Source organism: Rhizobium rhizogenes NBRC 13257 (assembly GCF_000696095.1).
In the GTDB taxonomy this organism is placed as follows: Bacteria; Pseudomonadota; Alphaproteobacteria; order Rhizobiales; family Rhizobiaceae; genus Rhizobium; species Rhizobium rhizogenes.
Genome location: NZ_BAYX01000006.1, coordinates 11,706 through 29,516, shown reverse-complemented (window position 1 = coordinate 29,516; position 17,811 = coordinate 11,706). Strand labels below are relative to the sequence as shown.

Sequence of the window (17,811 nt, the reverse complement as noted above, 5' to 3'; positions counted from 1 at the left end):
GACGACTAGCCGAAGCGTTCCCATCCACCCTTCATCGTATCGCTCCCGCCAGGAGAAAACGAAAAGACGTAACCTCCTGGCGGTAGTGCCCTAACAACAAGACAAAGGCTGATGCCTTGTGACCGACTGCTTCCGAGCCATCTTGGCGGATGCGGAGGTTGCACCACCAAAACCGTGGAGGCGGTTGTTTTTCGCCCGTTTCAATCGGCTCGTGCTTCGTCGCGGGAAGACGCAGAATGTGTTTTCGGTAGGTGTTCTTTCCAATGAAATTTTTAAAGGCTGCTCACGCAGCACTTGTGCTCTTGCTGGCTGGATGTGTCTCCTCAGATCCAGTCGACAACGTCTTTTCCGACAAGCTGCTACAGCTCGACGCGCGAGGAAAGCCGTTGCCGGTGACGACGAGCGGAACCAGCTCCCTGCTCACCAACGGGAGCTCCGCAAATGCATTTGTCGGAGCGACCCAGCAGGGGAACGAGAGCTTCGTTTCGCAAGGCGCTCCAGCGTTTTCAGTTGAAAAGCGAATATCCGGCGGCGAGGGATATACCCTCAACCTTGTCGATGCCCCCATTTCCGCGGCGGCGAAAAGCATCCTGGGCGACATTCTCAAAGTCAGCTATGTCGTGGATCCGCGTGTCAACGGAAAGGTTACGCTGCAAACGAGCCAGCCGGTATCCCGGGACGCGCTTGTCGACATCCTGGAATCCGCCCTTGCTGTCAACGGAGCCGCAATCGTTCGCAAAGGCGATTCCTATCAGATCGTCCCGATCGGCAATTCATTCTCGACGACACCCGCAGTCACCGTGCCTTCAGCGACACCGTCCGGCCCGGGCGTTCGGGTTCAGGTGATCGAACTGCGCTTCATCGGTGCGGAGGAAATGAAGAGCATTCTGGAGCCGATCAGTCGTCCGGGATCCATTCTGCGCGCCGACACGGCACGCAATCTCCTGATGCTGGCTGGATCCAATGCGGACCTCTCCGCCATGCGGGATGCGATCGCCACCTTCGACGTCGACTGGATGAAGGGAATGTCGGTGGCGCTTCACCCGCTCAAGGCCTCGCAGCCCGCTGATGTCGCAAAGGAGCTGAATACCATATTCGGCACCCAGGACGGGCCCAATGCAAAACTGATCAAATTCGTTCCGAACGACCGACTGAACGCCGTGCTGGTCATAACCTCCCGCCGTGCCTACCTGTCGCAGGCGGCCGACTGGATCAACAAGCTTGATCGCATCGCCAGCACCAACGAGAAACAGCTCTTCGTCTACAATATCCAGAACCGTCCGGCAAAAGAGTTGGCGCAGGTATTGCAGTCCGTGATTGCGGGCCAGGAAAAGAGCGCGCCAAGCTCCTCAAACGCGGTCGCACCCGACATGGCACCGACGACGCTGACGGGAGATGCCACGACCACTGAGCCTGCCGCTGCCAATACGAACATGGCATCAGCAACCGCGTCGGCATCGACGACGGCGGGAGATTCAACGCACACATCCGTCGTCGCCGACGTGGAAAACAATGCGCTGCTGATATCGACGACACAACGCGAATACGAACACATTGAGCAGATTTTGAAACAGTTGGATGTGATGCCGACGCAGGTTCTCATCGAGGCCGTCATCGCCGAGGTGACGCTCAACGATCAGTTGAAGTTCGGGCTGCGCTGGTTTTTCGAAAACGGCAAGTTCGGTGTCGGGCTTTCCGACCTCTCCGACGGCAGCACCGGGGCCAGCTTTCCGGGTTTTGCCTGGACTTTTGCCTCCAGCAATGTTGGCGCCACCCTGAACGCGCTGTCGAGCATAACCAACGTCAACATCGTATCCGCGCCGACCCTGATGGCCCTGAACAATCAGAAGGCAACGCTCCAGGTCGGAGATCAAGTTCCGATCGTCACGCAACAGTCGGCGTCCACGACGAGCAGCAATACCGCGATCGTCAGTTCGATCGACCTGAAAGATACCGGCGTGATCCTTACGGTCCTGCCTAGGGTCAACAGTTCCGGACGGGTCATGCTCGATATTCAGCAGGAGGTGTCGAACGTCGTGAAGACGACGACCTCGGGCATCGATTCGCCGACGATCCAACAGAGAAAGCTCTCCACCAAGGTTATCGTCGATGACAATGAAAGCGTTGCGCTCGGTGGGCTGATCCAGCAAAGCAACACGTTGAATCACTCGCAAGTGCCGATCCTTGGGAAAATGCCGATCTTCGGCAATGCCTTCAAAAACAAGGAGGACACGATCAACAAGACCGAGCTGATCATCTTCATCAAGCCTCGTATCGTTCGAGACGTGCGGCAGGCGAGGGATGTGACGGAAGAGTTCCGAAACCAGCTGAACTTGAGCTCGGCCGTTCAGAAGCGACGCGGCGGCAACAGCGAGCTGGAGCAGGACCTGAAGAGGCTGGAATATTGATCGGCCCGTTGACGCTACAGCAATGGGTCGCGGCTCTGCTGATGATCGCAACGGTCCTGCGGATTGCCTGGATCGATCTGAAAATCATGCGTATTCCGGACCATTGGAATGTCTTGCTCGCAGGACTGGGGATTGCTTACAGGCTTCCATTCGGCGATCTCGACACCTTGCGTGCACTCGCGGTCGGATTGGCGACCATGGCGGCCTTTGCGCTCCTACGCTGGGTTCATCGACGGATAAGCGGTCGGATCGGGATCGGGCTGGGTGATGTCAAATTCATCGGAAGCGCCGCCGTCTGGTTCAGTCCCTGGAACCTTCCCTTGTTTTTCATGCTGGCCAGCAGCACGGCTCTGTTGTTTTCGCTCGTCTTTCTACGAGGCAAATCGACGGCCCTTCGCAATCTCAGGGTGCCGTTCGGGCCATTTCTCGGAATTGCCCTCGTCCTCACCTGGTTATCCGAGGTTACATCCTTGTTTTCATTGATACCTGCGAGTTCCCTATGACGAAAAAAGACATCATAGCCGAAAAGAACACCGGAGCCGACGACGATGGTTTCACGCTCGTCGAGCTTTTGGTCGTGCTTGCAATCATCGCCCTCATTGCGGCGATCGCCGCACCCCAGGTGCTGCGATATCTCGGATCGGCGCGCGTCGATGCGGCGAAAGCGCAAATGCGGAACCTGGAAAGCGCGCTTGAACTTCTCTACGTCGATGCCGGTCGCTATCCGACAACGGAGGAAGGTCTTTCAGCACTTGTGGAGCGCCCAGCCGGATTTACATCCTGGAACGGTCCCTACATGAAACAGACGGCCGCGCTCCGCGACCCATGGGGCAACCCGTACCAGTATAAGGGGCCTGAGGGTCTGTCGGGCTATTCATTGATGTCGTTCGGGCGGGACGGGAAGCCGGGCGGCGATGGTCAGGACGCCGATCTCAGCCCGTAGGCGCGCCAGACCAGCTCTAGCCTTATTCCGGCACGGCGGACAGATGAAGGATCCTTTCGGCGGAGACCTTATGTCCCGAACGCGTGATTGAAACCGTGATGCCGACGGAGGCAGGCAATCTATCTGTCTGGGTCCATTCGCTGCGCCATGCGCCGCCGGCCGGAGCCTGCGACGCATCGCCCTGTGTCCAATATCGAAACTGGAGTTCGTCTATCCGCGCCAGTTCGACGGCCTCTGTCTGAATTTGCTCGCCGGACCTGCGCGGGCGAAGCGACTGTATTAGCCGGCTATCATTCTGCCGGTCGGCGCCGCGCTCGAGAAAGATGCTCACGTCCCTGAGACCATATTGCCGGCTGCCGATACGGCTGACCGCAACGAAGGCAAGCCTGTCCGGGCCTCCTATCATCATCGGGTGCCGTTGCGGACCGTCCTGTATCAAGGGAAAGGGGCGCGCATCGCGAACGGCCTCTTCGACAAATCCGGCCAGAGCCTCCACTTCGATAATCGCGTCATTCCTTTCCCGCGCCATCGTGATTGCGCGAAACTGGCTGACCATGGCCAGGATGATCATCGATAATGCCGCAACCAGGGCCAATGTCACGAGGACCTCAATCAAGGTGAAACCATCTTCACCCCGCTGGCGATCGATCCGGGCAGCATCAAGCGGGGGCATCTTCACGGCGATCTCGGGTGGTAATTGATCAAAAAATCGTAGTGGCGCTCGCCACCGGGAAGAAACACGCGCAAGCGCGCCATCCCCTCGTCATCCTGCTCCTCGGCAAAGGGTACGGGCTCAATCTCCCAGTGAAGGCCATCTGTTTCGCCCCGCGGTGAAGAACCGCCTCCTCCCTCGGCTGTCGTGATCGCGAGTTCGATTTTCGGCACGATGGTCAGGATCGTCATCTTTTCTTCCGCCATAGCCGAGCTCTTCGTCGCCAGTTGCACCGTCTGCAGAACGATTGCCGCCGAGATCGACAGGATCACGAAGGCACAGAGAACCTCGATCAGCGAAAAGCCTTCCTCTCCGTGCGCGGCGGGATCAGCGGCCATCATCACTCCCCGACATGATCGTTGAGATGCCCGTCAGCCACGGAATTCGAAGTGTCATCGTCGGAGAGCCGTCGCTAGAGAGAGAGATGGCGCCTCCGGACGATGTGCCGTCGGGGAAGAAAACAATCGAGGCCTGGCTTTGCGACCGGGTCAACTCCCGACCCGTCACAACGTCGACAGTCGCCGATGCCGGGATGAAGATACGCCGCCTGCCATCGGCGTCGGCAATTGTTTTTGCCTGAACGTCGACTTGCAGAGCAAGTTCCCTACGGCGATTGATCGCCTCCATTCGGATCATTTGGGCAAGATGACCCGCATCGCGGATCACGCTCTGCGGAGACGCGGCCATCCGCCTTCCCGGAAACGAGGAAAAGGCAATCGCAGCGGTGACCGAGATGATTGCGAGCACGACAAGCAATTCGACAAGCGAAAAGCCGGCTTCGTACCCATCGGCTCGCGGTCTCACCACGCTCATTGCAAACTCAGATCGTTGATACCGAGAAGCGCACTCATGACCGAAATAACCAGACCGCCGATGAGGAAACCCATGGCAATGGTTATGACCGGCGTCATCAGTGCTAGAAGCCGGTCCTGGGAGCGGAAAGCCTCTCCCTCCAACAGCTCCGCGGAGCGGAGCAGAACGGTTGAAAGAGTGTTGACCTCATCTCCGATTGCGACGAGCGATACGATCGCGGAGGGAAATATCGCAGCCTCCCCGAGCACGTCCGGTAGCCGCGAGCCGCTCAATACACGCTCGCGGACGGTCTCCAACGGCGTGGAATAGGCCGCAATCGGGCAGGTTGCCGCGGCGAAAGCCAAAGCCTTCGGCATGTCGACGCCATTTCCAAGCAGTAGCGCCAGACTGTGGAGGTAGCGCGCGAGACCCTGCTTTCGGATGAAGGTGCCGATCAGCGGCAGTGAAATGGCTGCGTTGGAGACGAAAGCCTTCAACCGTGCTCGCCGGGTGCTTCGCAGCGCGACGAGACCCATCAGCAGGGGCATGAGCGCCAATACCGGCCCCCAATTCACCAGCGGCCCCCTCAGGACATCGAGAGATCTGATCATCAACGGCGCCGGCCGACCGGCTCCCTCGAATATGGGAAGGATTGCCGGGACGAGGAAAAATGTCACGATCAACAATGCGGCGCACATCATCAGAATGAGGAAGGCCGGATAAGCGATGGCCTCTGCAATCTGGCTTCGTTGCGCGCGCTGTCGCTCCAGGTTGTTTGCGATGACCCCAAAAATGACGGGAAGCTTCCCGGTCTGCTCGCCACTCGCGATCAAAGCCGCGATGTCTTGACCCGCACCTCCAATGGTCCGGAACGCTTCCGATGGGGCCTTGCCGCTGGCAAGCCGCTCAGTCAGCTCCTTTGCGAGCATGCAGTTGGCGTTGTTGCCCTGATCTGCTGCAACGGCCTTCAAAGCCCGGTCCAGGCCGAGCCCAGCATCCATCAGCATAGCGATATCGGCAAAAAATCGTTGCAAATTTGCTTTTGCAGGCAATATGCGCGCGACAGGAAAAGCTATTCTGGATCGTGGTTGGCGCGCCTCTGAGAGTTCGAGAACCTTCAGACCATCGGCTCGCAGCCGCAGGCGCGCCTCGGCTTCGCTCAACGCCTCCAGCATGCCGCACTTCCTGGTGCCGTCCTTCGAGAAACCGACATAGGAGAAATTGGGCAATCTCACTCTCCTTGCAGATCGACGACGCGCGAGACTTCAGCGATGGTGGTCATGCCTGCTGCAACCAGTTCACTTGCCTGTTGCGCCAGCGGACGCATCCCTTCCTTGATCGCCAGATTTTCGATTTCGCTCTGGATCAGATCCCGGCCGATCGCTTCGCGTATCGGTTCCGTGACTTCCAGTATTTCGTAGACCGCACGCCGGCCGGAATAGCCGGCGCCATTGCAGGTCTCGCAGCGGATGCCCGCCGGATGGCTCGAACAATCCGGGCATGCCTTTCTCAGGAGGCGCTGACCAATGATGCCCCGGAGCGTCGCGGCCAGCAGATAGCTCTCGACACCCATTTCGCGCAGCCGATTGATGGCGCCGGCCGCGCTGTTCGTGTGCAGTGTCGAGAGGACGAGGTGTCCGGTCAGCGCTGCCTGCACGGCAATCCTCGCCGTCTCGGGATCTCTGATTTCACCAAGGAGAATAATGTCCGGATCCTGACGCAGGACCGAACGAAGCGCCGTGGCAAAGGTCAAACCGATGGATGGTTCCACCTGCAACTGCGTTACTCCCGCAAGCCGGTACTCGACGGGATCCTCCACCGTGAAGATCTTCGATTTGGCATCATTGATGTCGCTGAGGATGGAATAGAGCGTTGTCGTCTTGCCCGAGCCCGTCGGACCCGTCAGGAGCATGATCCCGTTCGGCCGTCGCACGATCCTCGCGATGGTCGCCATGCTTTCGGGTTGATAACCGAGAGCCGCCAGATCCAGCCGGATATTGGAGCGGTCAAGGATGCGCAGCACAATCGTTTCGCCGTGGATGCTTGGCATCACCGAAACACGAAAGTCCACTTCCTGTCCTCTGATCGAGGCTCTAAGGCGGCCGTCTTGTGGCAGCCGGCGTTCGGAAATGTTCAAGCGGGACAGGATCTTGATGCGGCTCGTCACCGCCGCCGCGTTAAACTTTGGCACGATTTCCAGCGTGTCGAGCAGACCGTCTCTTCTCAGGCGAATCCTGATCGAGTCCTCAAGCGGCTCGATGTGTATATCCGTTGCCTTTTCATCCACCGCCCGCTGCAGGATGCGTGAAACGAACTTCACGGTCGGCGCCTCGCGGGCAATATCCAGCAGACGGTCCACATCCTCCGCTTCGGCGCTATCGTGGAAATCCGTGGCCTCGGATGAATTTTGGCCTTTGGCCCGTTCTCGAAAAAATTCGTCGATCAGCAAGCGTGGAGCGACGCTGATGGTAGCGGGAAGATCGGCGAGATAGGAAACAGCCCCAATGGTCGAGAATGCAAACGGGTCCGCAACGATCAGCCTGAGACTGTCGCCCTGCCTCTGGCAAGGTATGATCGCATGCGCCTGCGCAAAGACTGTTCCGATGCGCTCAAGCAACTCTTCGTCGACGCCCGCAATGACGGCGCAGCAATCGCATTGACAGAAGAGCGCCATGGCTTCCGCAAGCTGTGCATCCGGCATGAATGCCAGCTCGCGCATAACGATATCGACGGGATGGCTCGTCGCGGCCTGGACGGAAAGCGCACGCTGCACGGCTTCGGACGTGAGGTGCCCCGCCGCCTCCAATGCGCTCAGAAAAGCTTCCGGAGTCATGTGTCCCTTTGTCATTTGAGCGCATCCGCGGCTGCCGTCAGCATTGGTTCGGCAATGAAGTCTCCACATGGCAGATCCCGGCCGAAATAGGCCGTCGTTTCCGCTTCCTCGGGAACAGTGGGGATCGAGGCAACATAAGCGAAGCCGTCGCCGGCGAGATCAAACACCGTAGCTGAACTGGCTTCCAGTTTCTGGTTGCGGAAGAGCCGCACGAAAATGGTCACGGCGGGTGGCTTGGCCGTTGATACGCTCAGAGGCAACGATCCGGACGCCCGCGATTCCAGAACGCGGTTGATAGCATCGGAAACAGCCTTGCTTGAAAGCGTTCGGCTGCCAGTCTGCACGGTAAAGACATTCGCGATGGCGGCAGGCGATACCGACTGCAAAGCGACAAGATCCTGCAACTCGATCACATCCTCGAATGCAGCATGTTTGTAACCGGTTTCGCCGACGAGTTCGGCGGGAAGCTCCCGCTCGGCTCGCCGATCCGGACGTCTGTAATTGTCCGTTGCCAGTGCAAGCGTCGACGCGTTTTCCTCGGAAAAGCCCAGAGCCTGGAATCCGATGTTCAGAAGGGGAATTCCCGCTTTATTGAGGTCGATCAGGCCAGCGTGATCCTGCACTCCCAAGGTGATGGAGTATTCGCCGAGATCGCAACGCGACATGCCATCCGCCTGGGGTATGTCGATATCGCCATGTTTGCGCCGCGTGGCGAGCTGCCCAGCAACATGGAGGGAAAGCGTCTTCTCGATCCGCGAATAGCGAAAGGAGCGCAATGCGTTTTCAGCAGTCAGAGCCCGCAGCCGGGCTGATATCGAGAACGGAACAAGGATGGCCGATGCGACAAGCACCAGTCCGAGCACCGCAACCAGCGCAAAGCCCGATTGTGGATGATCGCTGTCCGCGCCGTTCATTCTTCGACCTCACCGGTCGCGGTCTGCCCGCTCCCGCCCGCCGCGAACAGATCATAGGAAATCGTTTCGCCCTTCTGCGCGAGTATCAAACTACCTACGTCGATTTTAGTGATCGTCCAGCCGGCAATCTTGCTTCCTATGGGGAGCCATTCGGCGGCTTGGCTCCCCTCGACGCGCACCAGTGCACGGCGCTCTCCTTCGATGGTACGCGTGCCCTGAAATGCGATTGCCGGGCGGGTGATGATGGCCGCACCCTTGTCGACGGAGGCTGTGTCCTGCTGTTGGACCGGCTTTTCTTGCACAACGAACTCCCGTCGCGTCGGGCTGAACAAGGGTCTTGAGAGCGTCTGCGAGAATGCCGGGCCATTGGGAAGGATGACGTCTCCGGCGACCGCAGTGCTATCCATCGCCACTGGAACGGAGGCGTTGGAGGCAAGCGCTGTAATGTCGACATCGCTGCGGAAAAGGCTGATATTAAGAGCCAGGAGCGAGACAATGATCAAGGAAAGGAGCGCCCAGAGCAATTTGCGGGCCGACAATCTGATCACGGCTTTGCTCCCTCGAGCGCCACTGTTTCGGCGGGATTGAGCGGACTGAAAAATGATAGTTGCACGCTGAGCTCGATCGGTTCCGCCAATCGCCCGCCACTTGCCGCGCTTGTTGCGTTCACGATCAATTCCGGGACAATAATGTAGGGCTTTCCTGTTTCCAGTTGGAGAAGGATGGCGTGGATGGCAGCCAGGCGGCCCTGCAGGCTTGCACGAACGCCGACATATCTGACCTTGTTCTTTTCGAGGGTCGGTAGACCACCGACCGACACCACAGTTGCGCCGGCGGTGCCGGCGAGCGAATTGAGCTTGTTCTGCAGTTCGGCCTGAATGACTGGCTCCGTCGCGCCGGCGAGAAACTCCTGAGAGGCATTCGTTGTGGCAGGTTCCTTGGAGAGCGTCCCGCCCAAGGCGATCAATTGGTCAAAGCGGGCCAGGGCATGCCTGGCCTCGGTGATTTCATCGTTTTGTTGATTGATGATTGCAACGGCGGCCCAGGCTGTCGCCAATGTCAGGGTGATACCGAGCGCCAATGCCGAAATGGCGATTATACGCTGCGCCATGATCGGCAGGTTCATGACGGTGATCAACAATCCGGTCATCGCATCGCTATTCGCATCTGGATCGAAAATCGTTCCCCCTCTTGCCCGGGGGCTCTCAGGACCTGAGATGCGAAACTGGGATTTGACAGCAGAGGAGATGCACCAAGGATCGCTATCAGGTCTGCTGCTGAATTGGAAAACCCGGTGATCGTGACTTGACCGTTCCGGATCGACATATCCGTAAGCCATGTTGAATCGGGAAGGATCCGTGTCAGCTCCTCCCAGATCATCGTAACCGGAGTGGATTCAGCCTTGCCCGCGCGCGCCGCTTGCAACAGCTTCTGTTCCAGTTGTTGCCTTTCCAGTTTTTTCCGGACGGCCAATGCCTGCGTCTGTTTGCTATCCGTGATCTCCGCTAGACGCGAAATCGCCGAGACGTTTCGCAGATAGGCGTGCGCGAATGTTGCCACCGACAAAATGACAGCGGCTCCAAGCACGCTGCGCGACAGCTGCCTGCGAAGCCTGACCCGCCGAGGGAGGGTGTACATGGACTTGAGGCTCGCCTTGCTGACGAACTCAGGCTCACCTTCTGTGTCCAGGGCAATTCCCGACACCGCAAGGCCGGCCTCGCCAATCGCTGCGATGATCGGATCGAAAATGGATTTGCGGACCACAGCATAGCTGGTCCCGCCTCCACGCAGATCCCCAGGCAAAAGCACGCAGGAATCGTTGCGCAGAAACGGCAGAGCTTCCTCGATATCGATCAGAGCCATGGCGCGAGCCCGGCCATAAGGAAGAACCCTGTCGGATAACGGGCGTTTCAAATATCGATCAGGCGCAAGCCTCAAAAGAACAGGCATCTGTCGGTCAAGGGAAGCAAGGAGGTCTCGCAGGTCTTCGCGGGCCAGCATGTCCGATGTGCGGCGGCCTGCCGGTGTTTCGAAATCCACAACGCATCCGTGGCGGTGAACGACTACGGCTACGGTGCCGGCTTGCGATCGGGCCGTGATGGCCTTCGGATTTCCATCCTTGCATAGCCTGGAGAGCCAATCCAAACCGTCGAGGACTATGGGGAAATCCATTTCCAACTCATCCCCGACTTGCCCATTACTTTGTGTGAAATTCCGATTTCTATATGAAAAAAAGCATGGCCGTTCACAAGCCGCGGATATGTCCGGCAAGACATGCGCCACTCCGATTCCCGCAGATCTTAGCCATTTTGAGAATAAAACTTCGATCGGCATCCCAAACTTAATGGCAATAGGGCACGGGCGATGATGCGGGCCGATTGTTCAAGCCTTTGTGTGAGCGATGCTCGACGCCCGGCAATATCAATGTTGCTCACGGTGGATCCTTTGGGGGCGATTGAACGGACTGATATCTCCCTGTCTGCCGCCAGAGTGGAGTTTGCTCTTGCACTATCCGTTGGATGGTCGCTAAACAATTTGCCATATCTGCGTGCTCTATGGCCGACAAGAGACCCCAGCTTCGTCGAATTCGAGAATCGAAAGCAATTCAATGACCCGACAACTTTCTCTCCCGCGCGAGCGGATTTCCGTCCTTCTGCTTGAAGGCATCAGCCAGAGCGCCGTGGACTACTTTACGTCATCCGGCTACGTCAATGTGACCCATCTGCCGAAGGCTCTGGATGACAAGGATCTCAAAAGTCTCATAGCCGAGGCGCATATTGTCGGAATTCGCTCACGCACCCAGCTGACGGAGGAAATTTTTAGCTCCGCCAAAAAGCTTATTGCCGTCGGTTGTTTTTCCGTGGGGACAAATCAGGTCGACCTGGATGCGGCCCGCCGACGCGGCATCCCCGTATTCAACGCTCCCTATTCGAACACCCGCTCGGTCGCCGAGCTTGTGATCGGTGAGATCATAATGCTGACCCGGCGGATTTTCCCGCGTTCGGCGTCTGCTCATGAGGGCGGATGGGACAAATCCGCCGTCGGCAGTCGTGAGGTGCGCGGAAAAACGCTTGGTATCGTGGGCTACGGCAACATCGGTTCGCAGCTTAGCGTTCTTTCGGAAAGCATGGGCATGAACGTGCGCTATTTCGATCCTTCGGACAAGCTTCGCCACGGCAATTCAGAATCGATGGCCACGCTTGGCGAGCTTCTCGAAATCTCGGATTTCGTGACGATGCATGTTCCCGAAACCAGCTCAACGCAGAACATGATAACCGAGACCGAACTGCGCAGAATGAAAAAGGGAGCGCTTTTCATCAATAACTCCCGCGGGACCGTGGTGGATCTCGAAGCGCTTGCGAAGGTTTTGAAAGAAGGACATCTCGCGGGCGCGGCTGTGGACGTGTTCCCCAGGGAGCCGGCATCAAACAACGAGCGTTTCGAAACGCCGCTCCAGGGTTTGGACAATGTCATTCTGACGCCGCATATTGGCGGCTCGACGGAAGAAGCGCAGGAGCGCATCGGAGGGGAAGTCTCCAGGAAGCTGGTGGAATATTCCGACGTCGGATCGACGCTGGGCGCCGTCAATTTTCCCCAGGTTCAACTGCCGCCACGTCCAAACGGCACGCGTTTCATCCATGTTCATGAGAATCGCCCTGGCATGCTAAACAGCCTGAATGCGATTTTTTCATCCCGCGCACTTAATATCGTCGGTGAGTTCCTGCAGACGCACGGCGACACGGGCTACGTGGTCATTGAAGCCGAAGGCGTCGGCCAGACAGCCGATGACATACTGGATGCGCTTCGCCAGATCCCGGGAACGATACGAGCTCGATTGCTCTACTGATGCCGGTCGCCGTGTCGAGGAATTCAATCAGTAGCTCGCTACTGGCGATCCAATGAGACTGAGTTTCCAACCGATGAGGGCAATTCGTTAGGACAGCAGCCGCGCCGTCTGCCCCTGCTCTGCAAGCAGTTCGACCGCCTGTTTATCGAATGAGACGAAGGTTTCGCCGCCTAACCAATTGCCCTCATAGGCCATGATGCCGTCCGCAAAATCACCGCCGGCTTCGAGAATCGCAAGCCCGGCTTCCACAGCGGGCCGGTTCATCACCACATTTCCGGCATCCAGCAAATCGCGGATCGTTATGGCTACATCTTCTTTCGGCAGCTTCGCGCCCCGGCGAAGTATCCAAACCAGCTCGCACAGGCAAGGCAACGAAACCGCGATAAGCGAGGCCTCTTTTAGAAGCTTGCCGGCGGCGTGGCCCTGCGTTGCATCGTCCTGCAAAACAGCACGAGCCAACACATTTGTATCGACCGAAATTTTCATTCTTCCCCCGCCCAACCAGAGGCGGCAATCTCGTTCATTTCCTCAATCGTCATCGGCTTTTTGACCTTGCCCGCATGCCGACCGATAAAGCTATCGATGGTGCCAGTCGGCTTTGCCGCTTTCACCCGAAGCTCGCCGCCTGGCAGCTTGTCAAAGTCGATCCGTTCACCCGGCTTGATACCGAGGTGCTGCAGCAGATCCCGCTTTAGCGTGATCTGCCCTTTCATCGTTACCGCCAGTGAAGTCATGGGGAAATTCCTTTTCGCTGAATATGATTGGATAGTAATTGAAATTCTCATTACCATCAAGCTCATCAGGAATCTTATTGGCCGATTTCGTGGCCTAGCGGCAATATAGCCGCCTGGGTCGGATGCTTGCCCACGCAATTCAAATCCTCAATCCCAGACCCTCCCCTTGCGCATCTGTACTAGGGGCCTTCAAAAACAGGTCGGAAAATCTCGGCTTTCGATTGCCGCTGCCACAATTATGCCTGCCGCTTCCGAAATTGTCGATGACACGCATACCCCGTCGACGCGGGGCGCAGTCCCGTGCGTTGTTCGGGAAGTTGGTTGTGACATGAAGACTTCAAGATTGATCCTTTTGCCCGCTCTGGCTGTGCTGATGACAAGCGTCTCCGTGCATGCCCAGGAATGGCGATATTTGCCGGATTATGGCGACGACCTGGACGGCGGCTATGCTACTCCGCACTATGGGCGGGAGACACCGCCGCGCTATCGCGATGATCGTCGTTTCGACGATGACTATTATTATCGTGGTGATCACTATGGCTATTATGACGACGAAGACGGTGATTTCCCGTCGCGACCTCGTCCACAACGGCGGGCTTCGATCGATCGGGGCGCGATCTCTCCCCAACTCAATTCTGGCGTCAAGGATGACAGGCGAGCGAGCCTGGCGCGGTCACCCATCCCGCGCACGGTTGTCTCCTTTTCCGGCTATGATCCTGGCACAATCGTGATCTCCACCAAGGAGAAGCGTCTCTATCTTGTGCTCAACGACGGAACTGCTCTCAAATACGGCATCGGTGTCGGCAAACAGGGCTTCGCCTGGAAGGGCACGGAGACGATCAGCCGCAAAGCGGAGTGGCCGACCTGGACGCCGCCCAAGGAAATGATCGCTCGCCGGCCAGAACTGCCTGACCGCATGGATGGCGGCCTCAATAATCCTCTCGGAGCGAGAGCACTCTATCTCGGTTCCACCCTCTACCGCATCCATGGCACCAACGAGCCCAACTCGATCGGCAAGGCGGTATCTTCTGGCTGCATCCGTATGGCAAATCCGGATGTGATGGATCTCTATGGTCGGGTCGGCGTGGGTACAAAGGTCGTCGTGCTTTGATTGCACCCCAGCGCTGCTGTGGTCTATGAGGACATTTGCAGATCCGCCAAAAAGCCTATTGTCGTCTGCTGTTTTCGCGTGGGGGCAAATCAGGTCGACCTGGATGCGGCCCGCCGACGTAGCCGAACCTCTTAGGCAGATTGCTCGGCGTGCACTGCACCCGCCAGCAATCTATCCGCAGCCACCTGCAGGCATTCTTCGAAGGCTGTGAGATCGAGGAACAGCCTGTCGGGCTCCACTTCCCGCGTGATAATCGTTCCGCTGCGGCTCTCGATGCCGCCATCCAGCATAAGATTGTCGACCATATCGAAATTCTCGAGCGACATTCCGTCCGTGCCGCGATAACGCCCATCGTCACCCAAATGGATGGAGCCGCCGTAGAAGCGGCTCACCCGTTCGAAATGGCTCTTCGTGCTGTTGGAAAAGGCAAAGGCCGGGCAGCCGCGGGCGCACATGAAGCCCAACTCGAAGGCCGTGCCGACATCCGCGGCGACGCCCCGGAAGGGCGTCAGATTGGCGATGATCAGGTCGGCGCTCAGCATCAGGCTTTCATTGATGGCGCTGATCGCGAGACCGCGCTGCCGCTTCGTTTCGGTCTCCGGAACCACCAGGTCGCCCGGCGATACCGGCGTGAAACCGTAGCTGCGCGCCAAGGCGATCTTGCGGTCGAGGATTTCCCGTGCGTTCGGAAGAAAGACCTCCGGGCCTGCCAAATATGCTCTCACTATAGTGCCTCTTTGTTCGGATGTGCGGCCCTGAAATTATCGAGCGGCACTCATTTTTCCATCGCATCCTGTACACGCCCCGTGGCGACACGGGCAAGAACGCCAAGCTTCCAGAAGCGATGAAAAGCAAATGTCTGGAAATCGCGCCGGATTGGAAAGACGATCTCCTCTTCCGGAACACCAGCAAGCCGCTCCGCCAGGAGCCGGCCAATCAGCGTCGCCATCGCGACCCCGCGCCCGTTATAGCCAAGCGCGACAAAGGCGTTCGCAGCCGGCTCGGCGAGAATGGGATAATGATCCCTGGTCATTGCCACCTGCCCGTACCAGCGATGCGGCCAAGGCTGCCCTTTCAACGCCGGCCACAGGCGTTCCGCATAGGCGACGAGATGGGCATAATCGCCGGCCGCGTCGCTCGGCGCCTGCTTGCCGCGCCCGCCCATCAGCAGTCTTCCCTGATCGTCGATGCGATAATAGACGGTGACCCTGCCGGTTTCATAAAGCACCGAACGCGTCGGCATGATCGATGCAGCAAGCTCCGCCGGCAGCGGATCGGTCGCGACGATGGAACTGTAGACCGGAACGATTGCCGTCTTCAGCCGGGGCCAGAGATCGCCGGTATAGCCATTGGTCGCGATAACGAGCTTCTCGACCCTGACCTTGCCCGTCGGCGTATCGATGCGCCAGCCGGGGCCTTCCGGATGAACGGACAAGGCCGGCGTCCTCGTGTGAATACGCGCGCCGGCGGCAATCGCCACGCGGGCAAGGCCACGCGCATAGCCAAGCGGGTTGAGCTGACCGCCTCTCGGATCGAACCAGGCCGAATGATAGCGCGTCGTCCCCGTGCGCTCAGCAACCTGCTCGCGGTTCAGAAGCTCCACGGGCACGTCGCGCTCGACACACTGGCTGACGAGTGACGCCGCAGCCTTGCCACCGGCTTGCGAAAACGCGGCGCGGATCGTGCCGCTCTGGCGGGCAGCGCAATCAATGTCGAAGCGCTGGATCAGATCAAACACTTCGTCGGGCCCGCCATAGGCCAGCTTGAGCATGCGTCGGCCGCGCTCGCGCCCGAACGCATGTTCCACCTCGACGGGATCGGCCTTCAGCCCCGAATTGACCTGGCCGCCATTGCGGCCCGAGCATCCCCAGCCGATCTCGCTGGCGTCGAGCACGATGGTGGAAATGCCCTTTTCGGCAAGATGTAGCGCCGTCGAAAGACCGGTATAGCCTGCGCCGACGATCCCGACGGTGGCGGATGCGTCGCCGGGCAGCGGCTCGGTTGCCGGCACCGGTGTCGCCGTCTTGAGATAGAGGTTCTCCGCTGGGGTCGGAGGGGAGATATACATGGGACTTATCCTGTTTTCATGATCTTCGGCCGCGCCGCACTTCCTAGACAAGCCGGATAAGGCACCATCGGAAGCGCCGCGGACAAACGAGCATCTTTTCGATGCAATTCATGCCGCCAGATCCCCGAAACAGAAGGTGTCGCCATGGCTCTCGGCCGCAATCGCTTATCTTCCGTTCGCCCATATCTACCACTTAATCAGCTGGGCGACTGCCGCTGCGCAACCACGGCGGCCCAATAATCGATGCCATAGGCGATGGCATCGTCATTGAAGTTGTAAGCCGGATTGTGCAGATCGGCGCTGTCGCCATTGCCGAGCCAGATCATCGCGCCGGGCCGCTTTTCGAGCATGTAGGAGAAATCCTCGGAACCCATGGTCATCGGCCAGTTGCCATCGACACGTTCCGCGCCGACGATGCTTTCGGCGGCGGCAATGGCTACCGAGGTCTTCTCGACATCGTTGACGGTCACCGGATATCCCGGGCGCCAGTCGATTGCGGCTTCGGCGTCGTAGAGCGCCGCCGTCGCCTTGACCACATCACGGAACCGCTGTTCGACGGCGCGGCGCGTCGCCGGCAGCATGGTGCGGATCGTGCCGCCGATCTCAACCGCCGGCGGGATGACGTTCAGCGCCTTCCGATCACCGCCGCTGATAAAGGTGACAGATACGACGACGGAATCGAGCGGATCAATGAAACGGGATGCGATCGACTGGAGCGCGACGACCAGATGCGAGGCGGCAAGCACCGGGTCGCGGGCAAGATGCGGCGTGGCCGCATGACCGCCGAGCCCCGTCATAGTGATGACGAAGCGGTCGCCCGCCGCCATCATCGGACCGCTGCGGATCGCAAACGAGCCGACATCAAGCCCCGGCTGATTGTGCATGCCGTAGACTTCCTCGATACCGAAACGCTCGAGCAAGCCTTCCTCCAGCATCACACGGCCGCCGCCGCCGCCCTCTTCCGCCGGCTGGAAGACGAGCACGATCTTGCCGGCAAAATTCCGCTCCGTGGCAAAGCGCTTGGCCGCGCCGAGAAGAATGGCGGTGTGGCCGTCATGCCCGCAGGCATGCATCATGTTCGGCACTTTCGAGGCATAGGGCAGGTTCGTCTGTTCCGACATCGGCAGTGCATCCATGTCGCAGCGAAGCCCGATCGTCTTGCCAGCGCCCCTGTTGCCCGAAATCACCGCCACCACCCCCGATGTCGCAATCCCGGTCACCACCTCGTCGCAGCCGAATTCCCGCAATTTCTCCGCCACCAGCGCCGAGGTGCGGGGCAGGTCGAACAGGATCTCCGGGTGCTGATGGATGTCGCGGCGCCATATCTTGGCTTCGTCCGCGATGACGAGCGATGCTTCGGACGGTTTCATGAGAGCTCTCCTGCAAAAATGGCTTCGCATCGGCGCTGGGATCACCGATGACCGGCGGAATGGATCAGGATCAGACATA

Annotated in this window: 19 protein-coding genes; 5 read left to right on the top strand and 14 right to left on the bottom strand. The window is 58.8% G+C overall.

Translation table 11 applies throughout. The features are described 5' to 3' along the window. Window positions 1-263 precede the first annotated feature (263 nt). Genes gspD through gspG form a run of 3 tightly spaced genes read left to right on the top strand, consistent with a single transcriptional unit; the run spans window position 264 to window position 3,351 of the window. The gene (gene gspD / locus RRH01S_RS14385) at window positions 264-2,408 is read left to right on the top strand and encodes a type II secretion system secretin GspD (protein ID WP_015918156.1); all 2,145 of its coding nucleotides are present in this window, start codon (window positions 264-266) and stop codon (window positions 2,406-2,408) included. A 41-nt stretch (window positions 2,409-2,449) separates the two neighbouring features. After that, window positions 2,450-2,911: a prepilin peptidase gene (locus RRH01S_RS14380; RefSeq protein WP_234711697.1), complete on the top strand. Its 462-nt coding sequence runs from the start codon at window positions 2,450-2,452 to the stop codon at window positions 2,909-2,911. Continuing rightward, window positions 2,908-3,351 carry a type II secretion system major pseudopilin GspG gene (gene gspG, locus RRH01S_RS14375; RefSeq protein WP_007694731.1) on the top strand — a complete coding sequence of 148 codons (444 nt, stop codon included), beginning with the start codon at window positions 2,908-2,910 and terminating at the stop codon, window positions 3,349-3,351. Before RRH01S_RS14380 ends, gspG begins: the two co-directional genes overlap by 4 nt. 22 nt (window positions 3,352-3,373) lie before the next feature. On the opposite strand, the gene RRH01S_RS14370 is transcribed toward gspG, so the two are convergent. The 9 genes from RRH01S_RS14370 to RRH01S_RS14330 are packed head-to-tail and all read right to left on the bottom strand — an operon-like array spanning window position 3,374 to window position 10,774. After that, on the bottom strand, window positions 3,374-4,024 hold the full coding sequence (locus tag RRH01S_RS14370) for a prepilin-type N-terminal cleavage/methylation domain-containing protein (RefSeq protein ID WP_037221539.1): 651 nt from the start codon (window positions 4,022-4,024) through the stop codon (window positions 3,374-3,376). Window positions 4,025-4,026: 2 nt separating this feature from the next. After that, window positions 4,027-4,401 (bottom strand): type II secretion system protein, encoded by a 375-nt coding sequence (locus RRH01S_RS14365; RefSeq protein WP_042472286.1) that lies wholly within the window; start codon window positions 4,399-4,401, stop codon window positions 4,027-4,029. Next, the gene (locus RRH01S_RS14360; protein ID WP_042472283.1) at window positions 4,391-4,876 is read right to left on the bottom strand and encodes a GspH/FimT family pseudopilin; all 486 of its coding nucleotides are present in this window, start codon (window positions 4,874-4,876) and stop codon (window positions 4,391-4,393) included. Before RRH01S_RS14360 ends, RRH01S_RS14365 begins: the two co-directional genes overlap by 11 nt. Next, window positions 4,873-6,090, bottom strand: a complete 1,218-nt coding sequence (locus tag RRH01S_RS14355; RefSeq protein ID WP_234711696.1) for a type II secretion system F family protein — start codon at window positions 6,088-6,090, stop codon at window positions 4,873-4,875. The genes RRH01S_RS14360 and RRH01S_RS14355 overlap by 4 nt, the downstream gene beginning before the upstream one ends. Beyond that, window positions 6,087-7,703, bottom strand: coding sequence for a GspE/PulE family protein (locus RRH01S_RS14350; RefSeq protein ID WP_042472278.1), 1,617 nt, complete (start codon window positions 7,701-7,703; stop codon window positions 6,087-6,089). The genes RRH01S_RS14355 and RRH01S_RS14350 overlap by 4 nt, the downstream gene beginning before the upstream one ends. Beyond that, a complete protein-coding gene (locus RRH01S_RS14345; RefSeq protein ID WP_042472275.1) occupies window positions 7,700-8,602 on the bottom strand; it encodes a hypothetical protein in 903 nt (300 codons plus the stop codon). Before RRH01S_RS14345 ends, RRH01S_RS14350 begins: the two co-directional genes overlap by 4 nt. Further along, window positions 8,599-9,150 (bottom strand): hypothetical protein, encoded by a 552-nt coding sequence (locus RRH01S_RS14340; protein ID WP_042472271.1) that lies wholly within the window; start codon window positions 9,148-9,150, stop codon window positions 8,599-8,601. The genes RRH01S_RS14345 and RRH01S_RS14340 overlap by 4 nt, the downstream gene beginning before the upstream one ends. Next, on the bottom strand, window positions 9,147-9,752 hold the full coding sequence (gene gspM, locus RRH01S_RS14335) for a type II secretion system protein GspM (protein ID WP_042472268.1): 606 nt from the start codon (window positions 9,750-9,752) through the stop codon (window positions 9,147-9,149). Before gspM ends, RRH01S_RS14340 begins: the two co-directional genes overlap by 4 nt. Beyond that, window positions 9,749-10,774 (bottom strand): PilN domain-containing protein, encoded by a 1,026-nt coding sequence (locus RRH01S_RS14330; RefSeq protein WP_042472264.1) that lies wholly within the window; start codon window positions 10,772-10,774, stop codon window positions 9,749-9,751. The genes gspM and RRH01S_RS14330 overlap by 4 nt, the downstream gene beginning before the upstream one ends. A gap of 436 nt (window positions 10,775-11,210) precedes the next feature. Between RRH01S_RS14330 and serA the strand changes: the two genes are divergently transcribed. Further along, window positions 11,211-12,449, top strand: a complete 1,239-nt coding sequence (gene serA / locus RRH01S_RS14325; protein ID WP_007688663.1) for a phosphoglycerate dehydrogenase — start codon at window positions 11,211-11,213, stop codon at window positions 12,447-12,449. A gap of 87 nt (window positions 12,450-12,536) precedes the next feature. Here serA and RRH01S_RS14320 read toward each other — a convergent pair whose 3' ends face one another. Both RRH01S_RS14320 and RRH01S_RS14315 read right to left on the bottom strand, forming a co-directional pair. After that, window positions 12,537-12,935 (bottom strand): type II toxin-antitoxin system VapC family toxin, encoded by a 399-nt coding sequence (locus tag RRH01S_RS14320; protein ID WP_007688664.1) that lies wholly within the window; start codon window positions 12,933-12,935, stop codon window positions 12,537-12,539. Next, window positions 12,932-13,183 (bottom strand): AbrB/MazE/SpoVT family DNA-binding domain-containing protein, encoded by a 252-nt coding sequence (locus RRH01S_RS14315; RefSeq protein WP_007688665.1) that lies wholly within the window; start codon window positions 13,181-13,183, stop codon window positions 12,932-12,934. Before RRH01S_RS14315 ends, RRH01S_RS14320 begins: the two co-directional genes overlap by 4 nt. A gap of 601 nt (window positions 13,184-13,784) precedes the next feature. On the opposite strand from RRH01S_RS14315, the gene RRH01S_RS14310 reads away from it, so the two are divergent. Beyond that, complete coding sequence (locus RRH01S_RS14310; RefSeq protein ID WP_374188755.1) at window positions 13,785-14,294, top strand: L,D-transpeptidase; 510 nt, start codon at window positions 13,785-13,787, stop codon at window positions 14,292-14,294. A 131-nt stretch (window positions 14,295-14,425) separates the two neighbouring features. On the opposite strand, the gene RRH01S_RS14305 is transcribed toward RRH01S_RS14310, so the two are convergent. The 3 genes from RRH01S_RS14305 to RRH01S_RS14295 form a co-directional block, all read right to left on the bottom strand. Next, a complete protein-coding gene (locus tag RRH01S_RS14305) occupies window positions 14,426-15,019 on the bottom strand; it encodes a nucleoside 2-deoxyribosyltransferase (RefSeq protein WP_015918168.1) in 594 nt (197 codons plus the stop codon). Window positions 15,020-15,069: 50 nt separating this feature from the next. Beyond that, window positions 15,070-16,362, bottom strand: a complete 1,293-nt coding sequence (locus RRH01S_RS14300; protein ID WP_042472257.1) for an NAD(P)/FAD-dependent oxidoreductase — start codon at window positions 16,360-16,362, stop codon at window positions 15,070-15,072. A gap of 197 nt (window positions 16,363-16,559) precedes the next feature. Next, window positions 16,560-17,732 (bottom strand): M20 aminoacylase family protein, encoded by a 1,173-nt coding sequence (locus RRH01S_RS14295; RefSeq protein WP_042472254.1) that lies wholly within the window; start codon window positions 17,730-17,732, stop codon window positions 16,560-16,562. Window positions 17,733-17,811: the final 79 nt, after the last annotated feature.